17 protein-coding genes and 3 pseudogenes are annotated in these 18343 nt (G+C 62.0%); 11 read left to right on the top strand and 9 right to left on the bottom strand.

Annotated elements, in window-relative coordinates; translation table 11 throughout:
* Positions 1-51: 51 nt before the first annotated feature.
* Positions 52-1050 (bottom strand): alpha/beta fold hydrolase, encoded by a 999-nt coding sequence (locus tag JTY93_RS10600; RefSeq protein ID WP_240344451.1) that lies wholly within the window; start codon positions 1048-1050, stop codon positions 52-54.
* A gap of 303 nt (positions 1051-1353) precedes the next feature.
* Between JTY93_RS10600 and JTY93_RS10595 the strand changes: the two genes are divergently transcribed.
* The 3 genes from JTY93_RS10595 to JTY93_RS10585 are packed head-to-tail and all read left to right on the top strand — an operon-like array spanning position 1354 to position 4639.
* Positions 1354-2910, top strand: coding sequence for a flavin-containing monooxygenase (locus JTY93_RS10595; RefSeq protein WP_205477843.1), 1557 nt, complete (start codon positions 1354-1356; stop codon positions 2908-2910).
* Positions 2907-3803, top strand: coding sequence for an SDR family NAD(P)-dependent oxidoreductase (locus JTY93_RS10590; protein ID WP_205477842.1), 897 nt, complete (start codon positions 2907-2909; stop codon positions 3801-3803). The genes JTY93_RS10595 and JTY93_RS10590 overlap by 4 nt, the downstream gene beginning before the upstream one ends.
* Entirely contained in the window at positions 3803-4639 is an 837-nt protein-coding gene (locus JTY93_RS10585; RefSeq protein ID WP_205477841.1) for a metal-dependent hydrolase, read from the top strand. The genes JTY93_RS10590 and JTY93_RS10585 overlap by 1 nt, the downstream gene beginning before the upstream one ends.
* 188 nt (positions 4640-4827) lie before the next feature.
* Here the strand turns inward: JTY93_RS10585 and hemN are convergent, their stop codons facing one another.
* The 3 genes and pseudogenes from hemN to JTY93_RS10570 all read right to left on the bottom strand — a co-directional run bounded on the left by hemN (position 4828) and on the right by JTY93_RS10570 (position 8053).
* Positions 4828-6213 (bottom strand): oxygen-independent coproporphyrinogen III oxidase, encoded by a 1386-nt coding sequence (gene hemN, locus JTY93_RS10580; RefSeq protein WP_240344569.1) that lies wholly within the window; start codon positions 6211-6213, stop codon positions 4828-4830.
* Positions 6200-7527, bottom strand: a pseudogene (locus JTY93_RS10575) (oxygen-independent coproporphyrinogen III oxidase). Before JTY93_RS10575 ends, hemN begins: the two are co-directional and overlap by 14 nt.
* 82 nt (positions 7528-7609) lie before the next feature.
* A complete protein-coding gene (locus JTY93_RS10570) occupies positions 7610-8053 on the bottom strand; it encodes a CopD family copper resistance protein (protein WP_205478908.1) in 444 nt (147 codons plus the stop codon).
* A gap of 320 nt (positions 8054-8373) precedes the next feature.
* Between JTY93_RS10570 and JTY93_RS10565 the strand changes: the two genes are divergently transcribed.
* Together JTY93_RS10565 and JTY93_RS10560 are read left to right on the top strand one after the other, a co-directional pair.
* Positions 8374-8979, top strand: a complete 606-nt coding sequence (locus JTY93_RS10565; RefSeq protein WP_169996344.1) for an SCO family protein — start codon at positions 8374-8376, stop codon at positions 8977-8979.
* On the top strand, positions 8979-9449 hold the full coding sequence (locus JTY93_RS10560; RefSeq protein WP_205478906.1) for a copper chaperone PCu(A)C: 471 nt from the start codon (positions 8979-8981) through the stop codon (positions 9447-9449). Before JTY93_RS10565 ends, JTY93_RS10560 begins: the two co-directional genes overlap by 1 nt.
* A gap of 393 nt (positions 9450-9842) precedes the next feature.
* On the opposite strand, the pseudogene JTY93_RS10555 reads toward JTY93_RS10560, so the two are convergent.
* A pseudogene (locus JTY93_RS10555) lies at positions 9843-10171 on the bottom strand (DHCW motif cupin fold protein).
* A 94-nt stretch (positions 10172-10265) separates the two neighbouring features.
* On the opposite strand from JTY93_RS10555, the gene JTY93_RS10550 reads away from it, so the two are divergent.
* Positions 10266-10424 (top strand): hypothetical protein, encoded by a 159-nt coding sequence (locus JTY93_RS10550; RefSeq protein ID WP_205478913.1) that lies wholly within the window; start codon positions 10266-10268, stop codon positions 10422-10424.
* Here the strand turns inward: JTY93_RS10550 and JTY93_RS10545 are convergent.
* The gene (locus tag JTY93_RS10545) at positions 10405-10875 is read right to left on the bottom strand and encodes a GNAT family N-acetyltransferase (protein ID WP_205478904.1); all 471 of its coding nucleotides are present in this window, start codon (positions 10873-10875) and stop codon (positions 10405-10407) included. The two genes, JTY93_RS10550 and JTY93_RS10545, sit on opposite strands and share 20 nt — an antisense overlap.
* Before the next feature lie 193 nt (positions 10876-11068).
* On the opposite strand from JTY93_RS10545, the gene JTY93_RS10540 reads away from it, so the two are divergent.
* Positions 11069-11404 (top strand): hypothetical protein, encoded by a 336-nt coding sequence (locus JTY93_RS10540; RefSeq protein ID WP_169996354.1) that lies wholly within the window; start codon positions 11069-11071, stop codon positions 11402-11404.
* Here JTY93_RS10540 and JTY93_RS10535 read toward each other — a convergent pair.
* Entirely contained in the window at positions 11394-13007 is a 1614-nt protein-coding gene (locus JTY93_RS10535) for an ATP-binding response regulator (RefSeq protein WP_205478902.1), read from the bottom strand. The genes JTY93_RS10540 and JTY93_RS10535 overlap by 11 nt on opposite strands.
* A 113-nt stretch (positions 13008-13120) precedes the next feature.
* Here JTY93_RS10535 and JTY93_RS10530 point away from each other — a divergent pair, with 113 nt between their 5' ends.
* Positions 13121-13723 carry a LuxR C-terminal-related transcriptional regulator gene (locus tag JTY93_RS10530; protein ID WP_205478900.1) on the top strand — a complete coding sequence of 201 codons (603 nt, stop codon included), beginning with the start codon at positions 13121-13123 and terminating at the stop codon, positions 13721-13723.
* Positions 13724-14066: 343 nt separating this feature from the next.
* Complete coding sequence (locus JTY93_RS10525) at positions 14067-14558, top strand: GNAT family N-acetyltransferase (RefSeq protein ID WP_205478898.1); 492 nt, start codon at positions 14067-14069, stop codon at positions 14556-14558.
* A gap of 14 nt (positions 14559-14572) precedes the next feature.
* Here the strand turns inward: JTY93_RS10525 and JTY93_RS10520 are convergent.
* A pseudogene (locus tag JTY93_RS10520) lies at positions 14573-15785 on the bottom strand (TPM domain-containing protein).
* Between the two features lie 131 nt (positions 15786-15916).
* On the opposite strand from JTY93_RS10520, the gene JTY93_RS10515 reads away from it, so the two are divergent.
* Both JTY93_RS10515 and JTY93_RS10510 read left to right on the top strand, forming a co-directional pair.
* Positions 15917-16732, top strand: coding sequence for an alpha/beta fold hydrolase (locus tag JTY93_RS10515; protein ID WP_205478894.1), 816 nt, complete (start codon positions 15917-15919; stop codon positions 16730-16732).
* The gene (locus JTY93_RS10510; protein WP_205478892.1) at positions 16722-17903 is read left to right on the top strand and encodes a PAS domain-containing sensor histidine kinase; all 1182 of its coding nucleotides are present in this window, start codon (positions 16722-16724) and stop codon (positions 17901-17903) included. Before JTY93_RS10515 ends, JTY93_RS10510 begins: the two co-directional genes overlap by 11 nt.
* Here the strand turns inward: JTY93_RS10510 and JTY93_RS10505 are convergent.
* Complete coding sequence (locus JTY93_RS10505) at positions 17894-18277, bottom strand: fimbrial protein (protein ID WP_205478889.1); 384 nt, start codon at positions 18275-18277, stop codon at positions 17894-17896. The two genes, JTY93_RS10510 and JTY93_RS10505, sit on opposite strands and share 10 nt — an antisense overlap.
* Between the last annotated feature and the right edge of the window lie 66 nt (positions 18278-18343).

Genomic DNA, 18343 nt, shown 5'->3' with positions numbered 1-18343 from the left:
GGTGTCTAGGGCAAGCGTTACCGACTCTCGACCACGCCGTGGGGTGCACGATTATTTGCTCGCCAGTGCAAATGGCGGGTGCAGGACGGTGGCGCTTTCTACCGGCTTGCTGCGCTTGGCCACCTGCTCCACCAGGGCTGCCACCCGTTCGGTGGCGGTGATTGGCAGCATGTGGCCGCGGCCTTCGACCACCTGCATTTTGAGCCCCGGCACCTTGTCCGCCAGGGCCTGGCCGTGTTTGCGAAAGTCCAGCACCTTGTCCCGCGAGCCATAGATCAGGCCGATGGGCAGGCGTAGTTGGGGGTAGCGCTTGACCATATCCGGCAGGTAATCATTGATCAGGCCGATTTCGGTGGAGGCGGCATAGAAGTTGTCGGGGCGCATCCCCAGCATCCCACCGCCACGGGTGGCGAAGTCGGCCGGGGCCGGGTCGGGGGCAAACACCGCCTTGACCACTGCGCCGCTGGTGAGCATGCCGATGGGCACCGTCAGCGTTCGTGAGACCCAGCGCCGCAGCCAGCCCGGGCGCACCGCCAACGATAGAAACACCAGGGGGATCATGCGCTGGGGGTGGGTCAGCGGTGCCACCAGCACCAGCCCGGACACCGCATGGGGATGATCCAGGGCCAATGCCAGGGAAATCGCCCCGCCCAGGGAATGCCCCAGCACCAGGGGCTGGCCCAGGTCCAGGGTCTGGATAAAGGTCGCGACTTGCCGGGCCTGGCTTTGCAGGTCGGCACCGGTGCCTTTATGCCGGGTGGAATAGCCTGAGCCGGGGCGGTCCAGGGTGATCACCCGAAAGTGCTCGCGCAATTGGGCAGACAAGGCATAAGTCAGGTTGCGACTGCTGCCCATGAGGCCGTGGATCATCACCAGCGGCGGCCCTTTGCCCTCTTCTACATAATGAAAGCGCTCGCCATCGACCTCCAGAAAGCGCCCGTTACTTGGAACAGCCGCTTCGATACGGCGCGTCATCCAGGCACTCAAGCCCCATAACGCCGCACTCGCAGCTATAAACACACCCGCAGCGACAACCCACTCGACAGCCATAGCTCGGTCCTCGGCTTCCCTGCTGCTGGCGATCCGACCGGTATTGGTCAGGACCTCAGCCATCGTCCACACCCTGGACTTCAACTGCGTGCGTAAAGGCTCGTCCGTCGGACAAATCGCACATAAAAGACAAGGTTCTAGCGTAGGCGATATTTTTCAGGTAGATTATTTAAAATCTTTTTTAAAATAATAAATACAATTTTTTCTTTGCAATGGTGTTCTATCTAAAAGCCAAAAAACAAAAAAGGAGCACATCCGATGTCAAAAACCCGTAAGGCGCCCACAGCCCACGAGGGACACCCTATGAATGCCTCTACCCAGCCGAGCGGCCCGGCAGATTGTGTGGATATCGCGATCATTGGCTCAGGCTTTGCCGGCCTGTGCATGGCGATCAAACTCAAACAAGCCGGGCTCGACGACTTCTTCATCGCCGAACAGGCTGATTCCCTGGGCGGTACCTGGCGCGACAACCACTACCCTGGCTGCGCCTGTGATGTGCAATCCCATGTCTATTCGTTTTCGTTTGCGCCCAACCCACACTGGACCCGCCAGTTCGCCCCCCAGGCGGAAATCCGCGCCTACCTGGAACACTGTGCACAGCGCTTCGAGCTGGCGCCGTACCTGCGTTTTGGCATGGGCCTGAAACGGGCGGTGTTCGATGAGCAACTGCAACGCTGGCAATTGCAGTTCAGCAATGGCCGCCACGTCAGTGCGCGGGTGCTGGTGTCGGGGATGGGCGGCCTGTCGCGCCCGGCGCTGCCGGATATCGCGGGGTTGGACAGCTTCAAGGGCAAGCGCTTTCACTCCCAGCAGTGGGACCACGACTATTCGTTGAAGGGCAAGCGCGTGGCCGTTATTGGCACGGGCGCCAGCGCCATCCAGTTCGTGCCGCAGATCGCCCCGCAGGTGGCGCACCTGGACCTGTTCCAGCGCACCCCGCCGTGGATCATGCCCAAGCCGGACCGCCCCATTTCACGGGTCGAACGCTGGGCTTTCAAACACTTGCCGTTTACCCAACGCCTGGTGCGCGGGACCTTTTACTGGGCCTTGGAAGGTCGGGTGGTTGGGTTTGCGCTGCACCCGAGGCTGATGAAAATGGTGCAGAAAATCGCCCTGCGCCATCTGCACAAACAAGTGGCGCGCCCTTCCCTGCGCAAGATCCTGCGGCCGGACTACACCATTGGCTGCAAGCGCGTGCTGATTTCCAATGACTACTACCCGGCGCTGTCGCGCAGCAATGTCGAGGTGGTCACCGACAACGTGCTGCGGATCGAAGCCGACGGGGTCGTCACCGCCGATGGCATCAAGCACCCGGCTGACTGCCTGATCTTCGGCACCGGGTTCCAGGCCAGCGATCCCCTGCCCCGCGACTGCATCATCGGGCGCGATGGCATCGACCTGATGGACACCTGGCGCGAGGGCGCCCATGCGTACAAGGGCACCACCGTGCCGGGTTATCCGAACCTGTTCCTGATCGTCGGGCCCAACACCGGGCTGGGCCACAACTCGATGATTCTGATGATCGAGGCGCAAGTCACCTACATCCTCGATGCCCTGCAACAGATGCGCCGCCAACAAATTGCCACAGTGGACGTCAAGCCGGCGGTGGAAAGCGCCTACAACCAGCAGATCCAGCAAAAGCTCCAGCGCACCATCTGGAACACCGGTGGCTGCCGCAGTTGGTACCTCGACCCGCGCACCGGCAAAAACACCACGTTGTGGCCCGGTTCGACCTGGCGCTTCAAACAGGTCACCCGCCAGTTCGCCCTGGGCGACTATCAGGTCACGCCGCTGGTGACCGGCACTGCGCCGCGTCCCCTCGCGCAGCCTCACGCCACTGCAGAAGGAAGCCTGTCATGAAGTCATTCAATGGCCGTGTGGCGGCCATCACCGGTGCCGCGTCCGGCATGGGGCGTGCCCTGGCCCTGGCCCTGGCGCGCGAAGGTTGCCACCTGGCGCTGGCGGACAAGAACCTGGCGGGCCTGCAACAAACCGTGGAATTGATCCAGCACGCCACCCTGGCGCCAGTGCGCGTGACCTTTCGCGAGCTGGACGTTGCCGACCGCCAGGCCATGGAGGATTGGGCGGCCAGTTGTGCGGCGGAGCACGGCCAGGTCAACCTGATTTTCAACAATGCCGGGGTGGCCCTGTCGAGCACCGTGGAAGGGGTGGACTACACCGACCTGGAATGGATCGTCGGCATCAACTTCTGGGGTGTGGTCTACGGCACCAAGGCGTTCCTGCCGTACCTCAAGGCCAGCGGCGACGGACATGTGGTCAACACGTCCAGCGTCTTCGGCCTGTTCGCCCAGCCTGGCATGAGCGGCTACAACGCCACCAAGTTCGCGGTGCGCGGCTTCACCGAGGCCCTGCGCCAGGAGTTGGATTTGCAACGCAGCGGCGTCTCGGCCACCTGTGTGCATCCTGGTGGGATCCGTACCGATATCTGCCGCAGCAGCCGGATCGACGCGAACATGACCGGGTTCCTGATCCATAGCGAACAACAAGCCCGCGCCGACTTCGAGAAGCTGTTTATCACCGACGCCGACCAGGCTGCCAAGGTGATCCTGCACGGCGTACGCAAAAACAAACGCCGCGTATTGATCGGCCGCGATGCCTATGCCCTGGACTTGCTCGCACGCTGGCTGCCGGCGGCGTATCAGGCGCTGGTGGTGTTCGCCAGCCGGCGCATGGCACCGAAAAAGCGCAAGGCCCCGCTGCCCAACCCCATCACTGAACAGGAGTCGCCATAATGCTGCCCATTCGCCGCGACCTGCATTTTGCCCTGCCCGCCGAACGCATCAAGGACTGGCACGAGCAAGGCCCTTTCATCACACATTTTTTCAATGCCCTGTCACTGCTGTTTCCCCAGGGCGAACTGTTCTTCATGGACAGCGTGCGCCACTATCGCCAGCGCATCGACGATCCGGCGTTAAAGAAGGAGATCCAGGGTTTTATCGGCCAGGAAGCCATGCACAGCCGTGAACACGTGGCCTATAACGAGCTGCTGCAAGCTGCCGGGTTGCCGGCCCATCTGCTTGACCGGCGGTTGAAATTCATCCTCGACCTGCAAAAGAAGCACTTGCCGCCGTCCTTCAACCTGGCAGTGACCATCGCCCTGGAACACTACACGGCGATGCTCGCGGAAATCCTGCTCAGCGACCCCACGCGTTTCGGTGATTCGCTCAAGGGGTATCAACAGATGTGGTATTGGCACGCCCTTGAGGAAACGGAGCACAAGGCCGTGGCCTTTGATGTGTGGAACCGCGTGATCAAACCGGGGCCCAAGCGTTACCTGCTACGCACTGGAACCATGCTGTTTACCACGGTGTTTTTCTGGCTGGTGGTATTTGATTTCCACCTGCGCCTGCTGATCGCCGACCGCCGCGCGGGCGGGCACCTGAAAGGGTTCTGGCGGATGCTGAAGTTTCTCTACGGGCCCAAGGGCGTATTCCCGCGCATGGCGCGGCCGTGGCTGCATTACTTCAAGCCGGGGTTTCATCCGTGGGATCACGACAACCGCGCACGGCTGGAAGGGATCGATAAGCTGGTCGAAGAGATAGAGCGCACTAACAGCGCCTATACCTGACCTGTGGTGAAGGGGCTTTTTGTGGTGAGGGGGCTTGTCCCCCGCTGGGCTGCGCAGCAGCCCTAAACCCAGGCGCTGCGGTCTGCCTGATAAAAAGCGGCGGTCTTATTGGGGCTGCTGCGCAGCCCAGCGGGGGACAAGCCCCCTCGCCACAACAAGCACGCTCGCTACAGGAGGGTGCTGAGTGATTAGACCGTACGAGAAAACTGCCCCTTCTGCTGCCCACCCAAGTACGCATCGAACGCCATCGCCACGCTGCGCACCATCAACTGCCCCTGGGGCAGCAACTGCACGGCATCGTCCTGGATATGCAGCAAGCCATCCGCCACTTGCTCATCCAACCGCGACAACGCCTGGGCGAAGTATTCGGTAAAGCGGATCGCATGCCCGGCCTCGACCCCGGCAAAGTCAATGCGCCCATGGCACATCAGGCCGTTGATCACGTCGCGGCGCAGCACGTCATCGGCGTTCAGGCGGTAGCCGCGCTGCACCGGCAACAACCCGGCGTCGATACGTGCGTAGTACTGGGACAACTCCTTGACGCTCTGGCTGTAGCTGTCACCCACCTTACCGATGGCCGAGACGCCCAGCCCGATCAGGTCGCAATCGGCATGGGTCGAATAGCCCTGGAAATTGCGCTGCAAGGTGCCATTGGCCCGGGCCAGGGCCAGTTCGTCGTCGGGCAAGGCAAAGTGATCCATGCCGATATACACATACCCCGCCTCGGTCAGCCGGCGAATAGTCAGCTCCAGCAGTTCCAGCTTGCGCTCGGGGGGGGGCATGTCTTCGGGGCGGATCATGCGCTGGGCGCGGATTTGTGTCGGCAGGTGCGCATAGCTGTACGCCGCCACGCGGTCCGGGCGCAAGGCAATCAGCTTGCCCAGGGTCACGTCGAAACTGGCCACAGTCTGCAACGGCAGGCCGTAAATCAGATCCACACTGATCGACTTGAACTGCGCCTCACGCGCCGCCGAGACCAGTTGCACGATCTGCTCTTCGCTCTGCACACGATTGACTGCCGCCTGCACATCGGTATCAAAATCCTGCACGCCAAAACTCAGGCGATTGAAGCCCAGCCCGCGCAGGTTGTGGATCCGCTCGACGCTGATGGTGCGCGGGTCCACCTCAATGGAAAACTCGTGGCGATCGCTGCTATCCAGGCTGAAGCCTTGGGCCAGGCAGTCCATCAATTCGGCCAGTTGCCCATCGTCGAGGTAGGTCGGCGTGCCGCCCCCCAAGTGCAACTGGGTCAGTGGCCGCGCACGGTCGAACAGCGCCGCCTGCATCTGGATTTCGCGCTTGAGGTAGCTCAGGTACTCTACGGCGCGGTGGGTCTTGCGCGTGATGATCTTGTGGCAGCCGCAGTAGTAGCAAAGGCTTTGGCAGAACGGGATATGGATGTACACCGACAACGCCTTGGGCGTCACCGCGTGGTTGCTGGCGGCGACCGCCTGCTGGTAATCGTCCAAAGCGAAGGCTGCGTGAAACTGCGGCGCCGTCGGGTACGAGGTGTAGCGCGGCCCCGGGCGGTCGTATTTCTGCACCAGGGCCCGGTTGAACTCAAACGCTTTCATGGTCGATGGTCTCATCGTTGGAGCAAGGGGGGACGGCGCTGCCTGCCCGGTCAAACAGCGCACAGAGGGCTTCGACCCGGTGCCGGCCAGCGGGCAGTACACAGAGGAAACGCTCGGACAGATCGATCAGGCCGTCCTGATGCAAATGCTCCAGCAGTGGCCAGATCGCCGAGAAGTAGCAGGGAAAAAATTACCCCATAGCGGCGCTCCAGGGGCCTGGATATCCAACTCCAGGTCACAGGCCAGGCGCTCCATGACGTGCTGGCGGATCTGGTCGCCGGCCTCGCAACGCCAGCCACGGGCGGTGGGCAGCAGGTCGCTGTCCAAATGCTGGCGATAGCGCGCCAGGTCTTCGGTGTTTTGCGCATACAGGGTGTCGAGCTGGCTGATGGCGCCCAGGCCAAAACCGATATGGTCGCAGTAGCCGTGACGGGTAAAACCCTGGCAATTGCGGCTCAGGTGCCCGCGCTCCTGGGCCAGCGCCAGGTCGTCGTCGGGGCGCACGAACTGTCCCAGGCCGATGTAGTGATAACCGGCATCTTCCAGGCGCTGGAAAGCGATGCGGCGCATGCCACATTTGTCGGCATTCGACGACAGCACACGCCGTGGCTGCTGCTGGTAGCGCCGTGGGGCCCGGGCATAATCGAAGACTTGCAGGCGGTCCGGTTCCAGGGCGATCAGGCTGGCCAACTTGGCTTCAAAACTGTCGCAAGTCTGCCAGGCGTGGCCGTAGCCCAGGTCAACATTCACCGAGCGAAAGCCGAAGGTGCGCGCCGCGTCGATCAGCGACTGGATCGGCGCCGGATCCTGATAACCGGCCACCGACGGCGTGGCCTCGGCACTGGCATCCGGCACACCGATATTGATGTGATTGAACCCCAGGTCGCGCAACAGACCCATGGTTGCCCAGTCCGTGTGCAACGGGTCGAGGTCGAGGCTGTAGTCACCTTGGTCGTGATCAAGAAAGTGCAGGCGACTGCGCAGGTGCGCCATCAAGCGTTGCAGGTCGGCAATGGCCGGGGTGGCGCCGCCCAGATGGAATTGATCCACTGGTTGCCGGCCGCCCACGTGGCAACCAACCAGGTGGATTTCCTGTTCCAGCGCGCCGAGGTAGGTATCCGCCACCAGGCCCGCCGGCCACTGCAGGTTAAGCGCCAGGGGCCGTTGCCGCTGGCGGCTGCTGCGCAGGGCGCGCAGCAAGTCAAGGGAACCGATGCCCGTATGAAATTTGCCGATGTCGACCTGGCCCTGGTCCAGCACGCTTTGGTCACGGCGCAAGCGCCACTCGCGGGCGGGATGAATGACAGTGAGCATGACGGCCTCCGGGTCTGGCTACGGTGGATCATTGTGCGGTGCGACCGGACAGCGCACCTTGATATGCATCAAGCGCCGACGTTTACCACGTGATGTAGAACATGCTCTTGGCCAGCAACACAATGGCGACCATATGGCAGAACAGGCTCAGATGGACAAAGCGCAGGTAGGCCGCGCTGACCCGCCCACGGCGCATCAACCAGACGGTCAGCAAAAAATGCATCAGCACGCTGGCGGCAAGGATCAGCTTGAGAGTCAGCAACGCGCCGAATGCCGAGCTGGACGGCGCCGCCAGCACCGGCAGGTAACGCAACCAGACCATGCCGATGCCGGCGCCAAACAGCACCAGTAGCACCCACGGCATCAAGGCCCTGGCACGGCGGCCGATGCCCTGCTCCACCAGCAGCATGACGCGGGCCGGCAGTTGCTTGTGCACACTGGCGAGGATCAATACTTCAAAGAACACCGTACCGATGAATATCAGCGCGGCGAATAGATGGGCCAGCAGGAATAGGAGATAGAGCATCAGAACCTCACGGTGCTTGTACCGTGACTGTGCCCACCGCGGACGTGCGTTGCCTTGATGCGGGTCAAGGGCCTTGATAATCGTTGAAACATTTGCCCCAAGCCTTGTGCGGCGGGCCTTTGCCAGTGTCTGCGACAGTGTGCCACAGACTCAATCAGCGCCCTGGCTGATAAGGTGGCCACCGCCCCTGTGGCAGAACGTCGCAGATTATCAAGCGCGATCAAGGTCGGTAGACTACCCAGCCTTCCTGTTCACCGCTTTTCAAAGCCTGACTGACCTGTTATGCGCAGCCGTCAGACGCTTCACGGGACGCCCATTTCATGAGTACGTTATTCACCCGCCGCAAGGTCCTCACCGGTATGGGCCTGCTGGGCCTGGGTCTGCTGAGCGGCTGCGACACCAGCCCCAAGCTGAACTTCAAGTACGGCAAGGACTTGAGCAACAAGATCATGGGCCGCACGTTCAAGCTTAAGAACACGGCCGGCGAAACCGTCACCCTGAGTTCATTCCGCGGCTTGATGCCGGTGGTGTTCTTCGGTTTCACCCAGTGCCCGGCGGTGTGCCCCACCACCCTGGCGCGCATGGCCCAGGCCAAGAAGCTGATGGGCCGCGACGGCGAAATCATGCAGGTGATCTTTATCACCCTGGACCCGGAACGCGACACACCTCAGGTGCTTGATGCGTACGTCAAAGCCTTCGACCCCAGCTTCGAAGCGCTCTATGGCACCCCGGAAGAAATCGCCGTGGCCGCCAAGGAGTTCGGGATTTTTTATGAAAAGATCCCCGCCGGCGATACCTACACCCTGTCCCACACCGCCACCAGCTTTGTGTTCGACACCCGCGGCAACCTGCGCCTGGGCCTGTCGGCATCCCTTAACGCCAAAGAGTGCGCAGAAGACCTGCTCACCGTCATGGAGGTCTGCTAATGACTGCTGTCCACACCCTCAAGCGCATCGCCCTCGGTCTTTCCCTGCTGGGCCTCGCCGCCCACGCCAGCGCACAAGTCGTGGTCAGCGACGCCTGGGCCCGCGCCACCGTGGCCGGGCAGCATTCGAGCGGTGCGTTCATGACCCTCACCGCCGACAGCGACAGCAAGCTGCTGAGCGTCAAGTCGCCGGTGGCCAAGGATGTGCAGATTCATGAGATGAGCATGAAGGATGATGTCATGCGCATGGGCCCGGTGGACTCCGTGGCACTGCCAGCCGGCCTGGCGGTAAAACTCGACCCTGAGGGCTATCACGTGATGCTGATGGGCCTGAAGGGCCAGATCAAGGAAGGCGACCAGGTGCCGCTGACCCTGACCGTGGAAGATGCCAAGGGCCAGAAGCAGGACATCCAGATCCAGGCCCCGGCCCGCAGCCTGGGCAGTGCTGACGGCCATCACATGAACCATTGATCCTGCTCCCACAAGGGGGGCGTTGCTGGCCACAGAGTATTGGCCGCCCCCCAATCAACTGTGGGAGCTGGCTTGCCTGCGATAGCGGTAGACCTGCCACCCATGAATTGACTGAACCACCGCTTTCGCGAGCAAGCCCGCTCCCACAGGGGGATATCAACGAAGCTGGGAATTGTGGCCGCACCACCTATCAACTGTGGGAGCTGGCTTGCCTGCGATAGCGGTACACCTGCCAGCCATGAAGTGACTGAACCACCGCTTTCGCGGGCAAGCCCGCTCCTACAGGGGGGGATCAGCGAAGCTGGGAATTGTGGCCAGCCCCCCCTCAATTTTGCTGGGGCACCGAACTCTGAAAACCCCACGGTGGATGCATTTGGGCAGAGGTACGACTGATCAATCCACAATAAACAGCTTGGCCCCGGTGGCTGTGCTTGACCGGTGTCCGTCCCTGTCATTGCCCACCTGATAACTCATCCCCGCCGTCAGGGTGAACTGGCGACCATCCTCCAGTTCCGTCTGCAGCTCCCCTCCAGGCATAACAACACATGCCCGCGCCAGCACCAGTGGTCCGCCAGGTAGCCAGGGCTGTATTCCACCATGCGCACGCGGGTGGTGCCGAAATGGCAGGTGCGCCATAGGGCGCTGCCGGTTTCGCCAGGGTGCAACTGCGCTTCGACGGTCGACCAGTCGGTGGTGCCAAAAGGGGTAGCCAGTAGATCCATGATTGCCTCAGCGTTAGAGCAAAGGGCATGACGGTACCCACAAGACACGCCCGTCGAAAGACACAGATCGCGCCCATTTCTGGGATACAGGGGGTTGCCTTTGGTATCCTGCCGGCCCGACCTGCCCGGTTATTTGATGCTGGGGGCCAAGACTCCGATCAGCTCGTTGGCTGACCTGCCGGACGCGGCCGGGCTTTCGGTGCCGACCGTGATCGAACGCCTGCGTACGGCGTTCAAGCAGACAGGCGCTTGACCATCGGGATACACGCCAGGTCCAGCCCCGTAGGCGAATGATAGATGGACGGCTCGTTGCCTTCATAACCACGGCTGCGGTAGAAATCCGCGGCATTGAGCGTCGCATCCAGCACCACCTCCTCAATCCCCAACGCCAACGCCACTTGCTCCAGGTGCTCCAGCATCTGCCCGCCAATCCCGCGCCCGATAAAACCGGGCAGTACAAACAGCGCACCGACTTCCCGATGGTCCGGGTCGAGCATGCCGGTGGCGACCGGCTCACCCTCGACGCACCCCAGGTAGAACGGCTTGGCCATCAGCGCGGTGTAACCGTCCTCGGCTGCGCCACGGGTCCAGGTCAGCATCTGCTCGGCGGTGTAGGCACCGATGCATTGGCTGCGGATCGCTTGCAGGCGGATCTCGAAGGCGATGGGGCCGTCGTCGTCGGTGGCGCGTCTGATTTGTAGCATTCGAATCTCCCTGAATTAACCCTGTTTACCGTGACCTCAAGGTGCCATTAGCACACTTGTGCTAATCGACCCCGCAGGCACCCGGCGCTATATTCGCCAGCACCCCCAATGCTCCCCGCCAGCACGTCGAACCCGCCGTGCAAGGGATCGTTGCGCGTGAAAAAAACCAAAACAACCCCAAGGAAGAAGCGCCATGAAACTGCACTCCCCTGTCACCCGCCTTGCCCTGCTGGGCGCCCTGATGATCGGCGTTGCCGGTTGCAGCAATATCAAGCCCACCGAAGACCATCTCAAGACGCTCTCGGAAACCAATCTGGGTGAGCCGGTCAAGCGTGTTTCCAATGTCCGCAGTGACTCCATGACCACCTATTACATCGCCAGCACCGCTTCTGGTGACTACAACTGCTCGGTGCCCAGTGGTGCCAGCGGTGGGATGTTTGCCGTGGCCAGCTTCGGCCTGATGAAACCGGCTGCCTACTGCCAACCCAAGGGTGCCCGGGGTAACGGGTTGACGCCGTTTAACCAGTAACCGGCCCCTGGCTGAGCTCGCGCAGGGTGCCCCGTAGTTCAGCGGGGCGCACTGGCTTGGACAAAATGGCGATCTGCCGGTCGTGCAGGGCCGCCTGGATCCTCTCCACATCATGCCCGGTCAGAATCAGCGCCGGCACCGCCACGCCGCGCTGTGCACGCAGTTGGTCGATGCACTCGATACCGGTGGCGTGGTTGCCCAGGTCATAGTCGGCGACGATGATGTCGCAATCGCTGACCAGGTTATGCCCGCTCGATTCGGCCTGCACCTCGCAGCCCCACCGCTCCAGCAATGCCTGGGTGGCCAGCAGTACGTTATGGTCATCTTCCACCAGGCACACTTTCAAACCGGTCAGCAGCCCCGCCTGGCGTGCATCGTCGCGCACCACAGGTTGATGGGGTGCGGTCGCCAGGGCCAAACCGCGCAGGCTGACCGAGGTGCCACGGCCCACCCGCGAGCGCAGCCCCACGTCCATGTCCATCAACTGTCCCAGGCGCTTGACAATGGACAAGCCCAGGCCAACGCCTTCAACGTCTTTGTCGCGCAGGTGGCGGACCCGATAGAACTCCTCGAAGACCCGGGGCAGATGCTCCTCGGCAATCCCCCGTCCCTGGTCGTGAATCTCCACCACCAGCCCACCGCTGCGCTGGCGCACGCCGACCAGCACCGGGCGCTGGCCGCCGTACTTGAAGCAATTGGAGAGCACGTTCTGCACCATGGTAGCCAACAGTGCCGGATCAACCTGCACCCAGTGGGCACAAGGGCGCAGGCGCAGTTCTACCCCGGCCCAACGCGCGGCTTCGGTGTTCTGGCGCAGCAAGTCAGCCAGCCACTCACCCAGGTGAACAACCTGGTACTTGGGGAGCAAGCGGCCGTTGTCCAGGGTGTAGAGGTCGAGAATGGAGCGGAACAATTGCGAGACGTTAAGCAGCGAACGGTCGATATTGTCCACCAGCCGCCGCTCTTCATCGCCCAAGCGTGCTTCGCGCAGGCACGCGGTAAACAGGCCGATGGAGTGAATGGGCTGGCGCAAATCATGGCTGGCCTGGGCCAGGAAGCGCGACTTTTCCAGATTGGCGGCGATGGCCTCTTCGGACGCCTTGCGCGTGCGTTCCAGCAGCAGGTGGGCGTAGACCGGGATCACCGTGCTGGTGATCATCAGCATCAACACCATAAAGGGCTGCGCCTGCCACAGTGGTGTCAGACGATACACGATCAGCAGCGCCAGCAATGCCAGGCCCGTGGCAATCGCCAGATAGCGCGAACCATAGCGCATGCCGTTGCCAAGGTTGACCCAGACCATCACCGCATACAGCGGCAACGCCGCCTCACCGCCGACCACCAGGCCGAACGAAGTGCCGGTGTAATCGTGGATCATCCCGAAAATCCGCCGCGCCGGGTAATGCCCGGGCCAGCGCACGATCACCTGGCGCAGCACAATCGAGGCCAGCAGGAACAGGCCGATATAGATCATCACCGGCACATAATGCGCCACCGACTGCCCCGGCAAAAAGCCCAGCAGGCCGATGTAGACCATGGCGCAGCCGGCTACCACAATACGCAGGTTGGCTTGGTCCAGTTCGGCGTCTTTCACGAACTTCATGGGCAACGTCCTTGTACGGTCATCGTCGAATCGGTGCTCCCGGCAGGCAGGCGGTGAACAGAGTGGTAAAGTAGCACGCCACAGGACAACCTGGCCTCAGGGAGGAGCACACCATGACATGCCGGATCATCATCGCCGACGACCACCCCATGTTTCGCGAAGGCATGCTGCGCACGGTGCAACGCCTGCTGCCCGAGGCTCACGTGGAGCAGGCCGGCGACCTGGACACGGTGCTGCAAATGCTCAAGGGCGGTGGCGAAGTCGACACGCTGATCCTCGACCTGCGCTTCCCCGGGCTGACTTGCATCAGCCAGTTGGGCGAACTGCGCCAGCAACTGCGGCGCACCACGTTGATCGTGGTGTCGATGGTCGATGACCCGCTGTTGATCGAACAGGTGATGGCAATCGGCGCCGATGGCTTTATCGGCAAAAACATCGCCCCCGAAGAGATCGGCCAGGCCCTGCTCGCCATCCGCCAGGGCGAAGTGCTGGTCAAGTTCGCCCCCTCGGGGCTATTGCCCCTGGACACCCACACCCTGACTGCGCGCCAGCAGGAAGTGTTGCGGCTGATCGCCCAAGGCAAGACCAACAAGGAAATCGCCAAGGCCCTGGATATTTCGCCGTTTACCGTGCGTATCCATGTGTCCGGGTTGCTGAGAAGCCTGAACGTGCCATCGCGGGCGGCGGCAGCCGTCAAATACACCTCGCCCTTGTAGGAACCGACTTGCCGGCGATGGGCATAGGTATCTACAAAATCCAAGCAGATAAGGCTGTTGTGGCGAGCGGGCTTGCCCCGCGTTGGGCTGCGAAGCAGCCCCAGAACCAGCCACTACGGAGTATCTGATACACCGCATTCGGCTTACTGGGGCTGCTTCGCAGCCCAACGCGGGGCAAGCCCGCTCGCCACGGGGGACTTCGTGAGTTCTGAAAGTTGTGTAGATGCCTATGCCCATCGCCGGCAAGCCGGCTCCTACAGGGGTGGGTTTTGTTTGTGGGATTTTCGTCAGCGGCCCTACCCCGCTATCATGCTGCCCCTCGCTCAACCGCCCAGGAACCACCATGCCCGCCCTCACCCTACGCAACGCCATCCCGGCAGATGCCACTCGCTGCTATGAGATCGAAATCAGCGCCTACGAAGGTGATGAAGCCGCGACCCTGGAGAAGATCACCACGCGCATCGCCTTGTACCCGCAAGGCTTCCTGATCCTGGAAGTGGATGGGCAGGTGGTGGGCTTTATCAACGGCGGTTGCGCCCATGACGTGGTGATGTCGGATGAAGCCTTCAAGGAATTGGTAGGGCACGCGGCAGATGCGCCAAATGTTGTGATCATGTCGGTAGTGGTGGACCCTGCGCACCAGGGCAAGGGCTACGCCACGCAATTGATGACGGCCTTTGTGCAACGCATGCGCGGGATGGGCAAAGAGACCATCCACCTGATGTGCAAGGAACAGCACGTGCCGCTGTACACACGCATGGGTTACCAGTATGTGCAGCCCTCGGCGTCAGATCACGGCGGGATGGCTTGGCATGAGATGGTGATGACGCTCTGAACCGGCAGCGGGCTTCACCAACTCCCCGAAGCCCCGCCGCCACCGCTGGAGCCACCGCCACCGGAAAACCCGCCACCGGAGCTTGAGCTGGAACTGGAACTGGAGCTTGAGCGGTCGCTGGAACCTGTGCCCGATCCGCCCGTACCCTGGCCATAAATGAACAGCGCCGCGAATGAGCTGATGGGCAAGGCGAACAACCAGCCATCAAGCCCCAGTTCCAGCAAATACCCGGCGGCGCCATACACTCCCAGCACCATCACCGACTGTATGCAAAACCCCACCCGGCTGTGTTTCCACGCGGCCCTCATCACCGCGAATAGAATCAAGTACAGGCCCAGCACCACCAGTGCGGCCATTGGCCAAGCCAGCCAATTCATAAAGGACACTTCGGCCAGGTAGTGATCCACCAGCCCCAGGCCGATGCTGTAAGCCATCAACGCCAGTACGCAATAAAACACCACCTTGGCCTGCCACAACGCGCCGAATATGGCCGCGCTGATCGACATGCAAAAGGGCAGCGCCAGCACATAGATCGGCCAGGCCTTGCCATTGATTGCGGCCAGCGCGGTCAGCAGCACGGTCACTAACAGGGCGGCGATCAGACCGCGTCGCCAATGCAACTTGCCCGAGGCCAGCAGCACCCCGCCGACGGCGCCGAGGATCAGGGCCAGCAACACCGCAGCCTCATCTACCGTCTCCCTGGACTCGTCCACCGCTGGCAAGTCGCCCCCCTCGACCAACACGCTCAGGGCATCCACCGCGTGTTGCACGCCGGCGGCGTAATCGCCCTGGCGAAACGCCGGGGTCAGTTGCTCCTCGATAATCCGGTGGCTCAACAGGTCCGTGACTACGCCTTCCAAGCCGTATCCGACTTCGATCCGCACCTTGCGGTCATCCTTGATCACCAGCAGCAAAATACCGTCGTCGATGCCCTTGCGCCCCAATTTCCAGGCGCGCAACAGATCGGTGGTGAACGTTTCAAGGTCGGCGTCCCCCCGTAGTCGGCAGCAGCATTACGCCGATCTGCGCGCCCTTGCGTTGCTCCAGCGCCGCGAGTTGGTCGGTCAGGCGCTGCTGGGTCGAGGTATCCAGGGTGTGGGTCAGGTCGATCACCCGCTGGTTCAGCGCCACGTTCCCCCATGGCGACGGCGCCGTTTGCGCCAAGGCCAGCGCAGCGAACACCATGACCAACAGCCCCAAGGCCGATTGCCGTAAAAACCGCGCCATACTGGTTACCTGACGTTTCGTCCTGAAAGCGCCGACTTTATCCTATCAACGCTATATCTAGTGACCCTATGCGGTTGACTCTCTAAACTGACGGCAAAAGTTCATAGCACCACGCCACTACGAGCACGCCCATGGATATTCGACATCGCAACAACGTCAACGTAGTGGGCAATGGTTCCTCGACCCTGGTGTTTTCCCATGGTTTTGGCTGCAACCAGGCCATGTGGAATTACCTGCTGCCCCATTTCGTCGAGCGTTTTCGCGTAGTGTTGTATGACCTGGTAGGCGCTGGCTTGTCCGACCTGAAGGCCTATCACAAGGAAAAATATGCCTCCCTGGGCGGTTACGCCGCCGATCTGAACGAGATCATCGATGGGTTCGCCAGCGGCCCGGTGATCCTGGTCGGCCACTCGGTCAGCGCCATGATCGGCACCCTCGCCGACCGCGCCGTCCCCGGGCGCATCGCCGCCCATGTAATGATCGGCCCCTCCCCCTGCTACATCGATACCGACGACTACGTGGGTGGGTTCAAACCCGACGATATCCAGTCGCTGCTCGACACCCTCGACAGCAACTACCTGGGTTGGTCCAGCACCATGGCCCCGGTGATCATGGGCGCACCGGGGCAACCGGCCCTCAGTGAAGAACTGACCCACAGTTTCTGCCGCACCGAGCCCGAGATCGCCAAGCAGTTTGCGCGGGTGACGTTCTTGTCGGATAACCGCGCCGATATCGGCGGCCTCACCACCCCCACACTGATCCTGCAATCGAGCGATGACCTGATCGCCCCGGTCTGCGTGGGCGAGTACCTGCACCGTGCGTTGCCCCACAGCAGCTATTGCCTGATCGACAATGTGGGCCATTGCCCCCATATGAGCGCGGCACCGGCCTGCGCGGCCGCGATGGATAACTTCCTGGCGCCATGGGCAGTTGTCCATGGTCAATGACCAGATGCTGTTCGACGGCGCGGCCTGTGCGCTGGCCGTCACCACCGAAGACGGCACGCTCCTGCGGGTAAACCAGTGCTTCAGCGACTGGTTGGGCATGACGGCGGCCGAGTTGCACGGGCGGCGTTTCCAAGACCTGCTGACCATGGGCGGACGTATTTTTCATCAGACTCATCTGGCCCCATTGATGCAGGTACAAGGCCGCGTCACCGAGGTCAAGCTCGACCTGCGCCATCGTGACGGCCACACCGTGACCGTCCTGCTCAATGCCATCAAGCGCGACCACGCCAGCGGCGTGCGGCACGAACTGGCGCTGTTCGGTACCACCGACCGCGACAAGTACGAGCGCGAGCTGCTCAATGCACGCAAGTTGGCCGAAGCCCTGCTGCTGGAAAAAACCGCCGCGCAAACCGCCCTCCAGCAAGCCCAGGCAGAGCTGAACCAGGCCTATATCAAGGCCCAGCGCCGAGCGCTGTTTGCCGAGCAAATGGTCGCCATCGTCAGCCACGACCTGAAAAACCCGCTGACCGCGATCAAGATGGCCTCCGACTTCCTCGTCCGGGGCGCGCGCACCGCCAAGGAAACCCAATTGATTGGCCATATCGGCCAGTCATCGGAGCGTGCCCAACGGATGATCGCCGACCTGCTGGACTTCACCCAAGCGCGGGTCGGCGTTGGCATAGCCGTCACCCCCACTGCGCTGGACCTGCATGAAGTGACCCGGTGCGCGGTAGATGAGCTGCGGGTGGCCTTTCCCCGGGCGACTCTGGTGCATCACACCGTGGGCGCTGCCGATACCTGTCTGGATGGCGACCGCCTGCAGCAAGTCATCGGCAACCTGGTGGCCAATAGCGTGGCCTACGGCGACCTGCAACAACCGATCACCATTACCTCGCAACTGGATCACCACGGCGCCAGCCTCTCGGTGCATAACCATGGGCCGGTGATTGACGATGCGCTGATGAGCGTACTGTTTGAACCCATGACCCGCGGCACCGACCAAGACACCGATGTGCGCAGTGTCGGGCTGGGGTTGTTTATCGTGCGGGAAATTGCCAAGGCCCATGGTGGGGATGTGACGGCAAGCTCCCAGGTGGGCAGCGGCACAACGTTTACCGTCTGTTTCCAGACTAACGCGACACCCCCCACCTTTGATCGTTTTCAGGGATAACTCAGCGTCACCAGGTAAGCCCCTGAGCGCAACGGCTTGCCCGCCCCATCGTTCAAGCTGTAGCGCCGATCGAAGTAACGGCCATCCCCCGTGGTTTCGGTCACCAGCTTGACCTTGACCGCTGTGTGGTCCAGCGCTCTGACCGTAGGTACCGGCTCGACGCCACGGGCGCTGATGCTGCTTGCGGATGCAAACGTCGGGCAACCGCTCAGTGCCAACGTTGCCCCAGACCCGCCGCCGGCAGTGCACGTTGCCTCGACGATGCTGCCGTGAAACTGGATAACGCCGTGGCCCACGGTGGTTGCTGCTTGGCCACTGCCGCTGACGAGCACGAAAAACAGGCTGATACCGACTGCCAAACCTTGACTGCTCATGTTGAACGCTCCTGGGTATGTACCCATCACGTCGGCAAGTCTGGTTGGTTTCTTGAGGGTTTAAGA

Origin of the sequence: Pseudomonas hygromyciniae, assembly GCF_016925675.1 — a bacterium.
In the GTDB taxonomy this organism is placed as follows: domain Bacteria; phylum Pseudomonadota; class Gammaproteobacteria; order Pseudomonadales; family Pseudomonadaceae; genus Aquipseudomonas; species Aquipseudomonas hygromyciniae.
Note: the sequence above shows the minus strand (reverse complement) of the source record. Positions and strands in the feature narration are given on the sequence as shown.

Excerpts from the sequence above, each read along its gene's own strand:
- JTY93_RS10600 (WP_240344451.1), bottom strand. The coding sequence starts at position 1,050 with ATGGCTGTCGAGTGGGTTGTCGCTGCGGGTGTGTTTATAGCTGCGAGT.
- JTY93_RS10595 (WP_205477843.1), top strand. The coding sequence starts at position 1,354 with ATGAATGCCTCTACCCAGCCGAGCGGCCCGGCAGATTGTGTGGATATC.
- JTY93_RS10590 (WP_205477842.1), top strand. The coding sequence starts at position 2,907 with ATGAAGTCATTCAATGGCCGTGTGGCGGCCATCACCGGTGCCGCGTCC.
- JTY93_RS10585 (WP_205477841.1), top strand. The coding sequence starts at position 3,803 with ATGCTGCCCATTCGCCGCGACCTGCATTTTGCCCTGCCCGCCGAACGC.
- hemN (WP_240344569.1), bottom strand. The coding sequence starts at position 6,213 with ATGAAAGCGTTTGAGTTCAACCGGGCCCTGGTGCAGAAATACGACCGC.
- JTY93_RS10570 (WP_205478908.1), bottom strand. The coding sequence starts at position 8,053 with ATGCTCTATCTCCTATTCCTGCTGGCCCATCTATTCGCCGCGCTGATA.
- JTY93_RS10565 (WP_169996344.1), top strand. The coding sequence starts at position 8,374 with ATGAGTACGTTATTCACCCGCCGCAAGGTCCTCACCGGTATGGGCCTG.
- JTY93_RS10560 (WP_205478906.1), top strand. The coding sequence starts at position 8,979 with ATGACTGCTGTCCACACCCTCAAGCGCATCGCCCTCGGTCTTTCCCTG.
- JTY93_RS10545 (WP_205478904.1), bottom strand. The coding sequence starts at position 10,875 with ATGCTACAAATCAGACGCGCCACCGACGACGACGGCCCCATCGCCTTC.
- JTY93_RS10540 (WP_169996354.1), top strand. The coding sequence starts at position 11,069 with ATGAAACTGCACTCCCCTGTCACCCGCCTTGCCCTGCTGGGCGCCCTG.
- JTY93_RS10535 (WP_205478902.1), bottom strand. The coding sequence starts at position 13,007 with ATGAAGTTCGTGAAAGACGCCGAACTGGACCAAGCCAACCTGCGTATT.
- JTY93_RS10530 (WP_205478900.1), top strand. The coding sequence starts at position 13,121 with ATGACATGCCGGATCATCATCGCCGACGACCACCCCATGTTTCGCGAA.
- JTY93_RS10525 (WP_205478898.1), top strand. The coding sequence starts at position 14,067 with ATGCCCGCCCTCACCCTACGCAACGCCATCCCGGCAGATGCCACTCGC.
- JTY93_RS10515 (WP_205478894.1), top strand. The coding sequence starts at position 15,917 with ATGGATATTCGACATCGCAACAACGTCAACGTAGTGGGCAATGGTTCC.
- JTY93_RS10510 (WP_205478892.1), top strand. The coding sequence starts at position 16,722 with ATGGTCAATGACCAGATGCTGTTCGACGGCGCGGCCTGTGCGCTGGCC.
- JTY93_RS10505 (WP_205478889.1), bottom strand. The coding sequence starts at position 18,277 with ATGAGCAGTCAAGGTTTGGCAGTCGGTATCAGCCTGTTTTTCGTGCTC.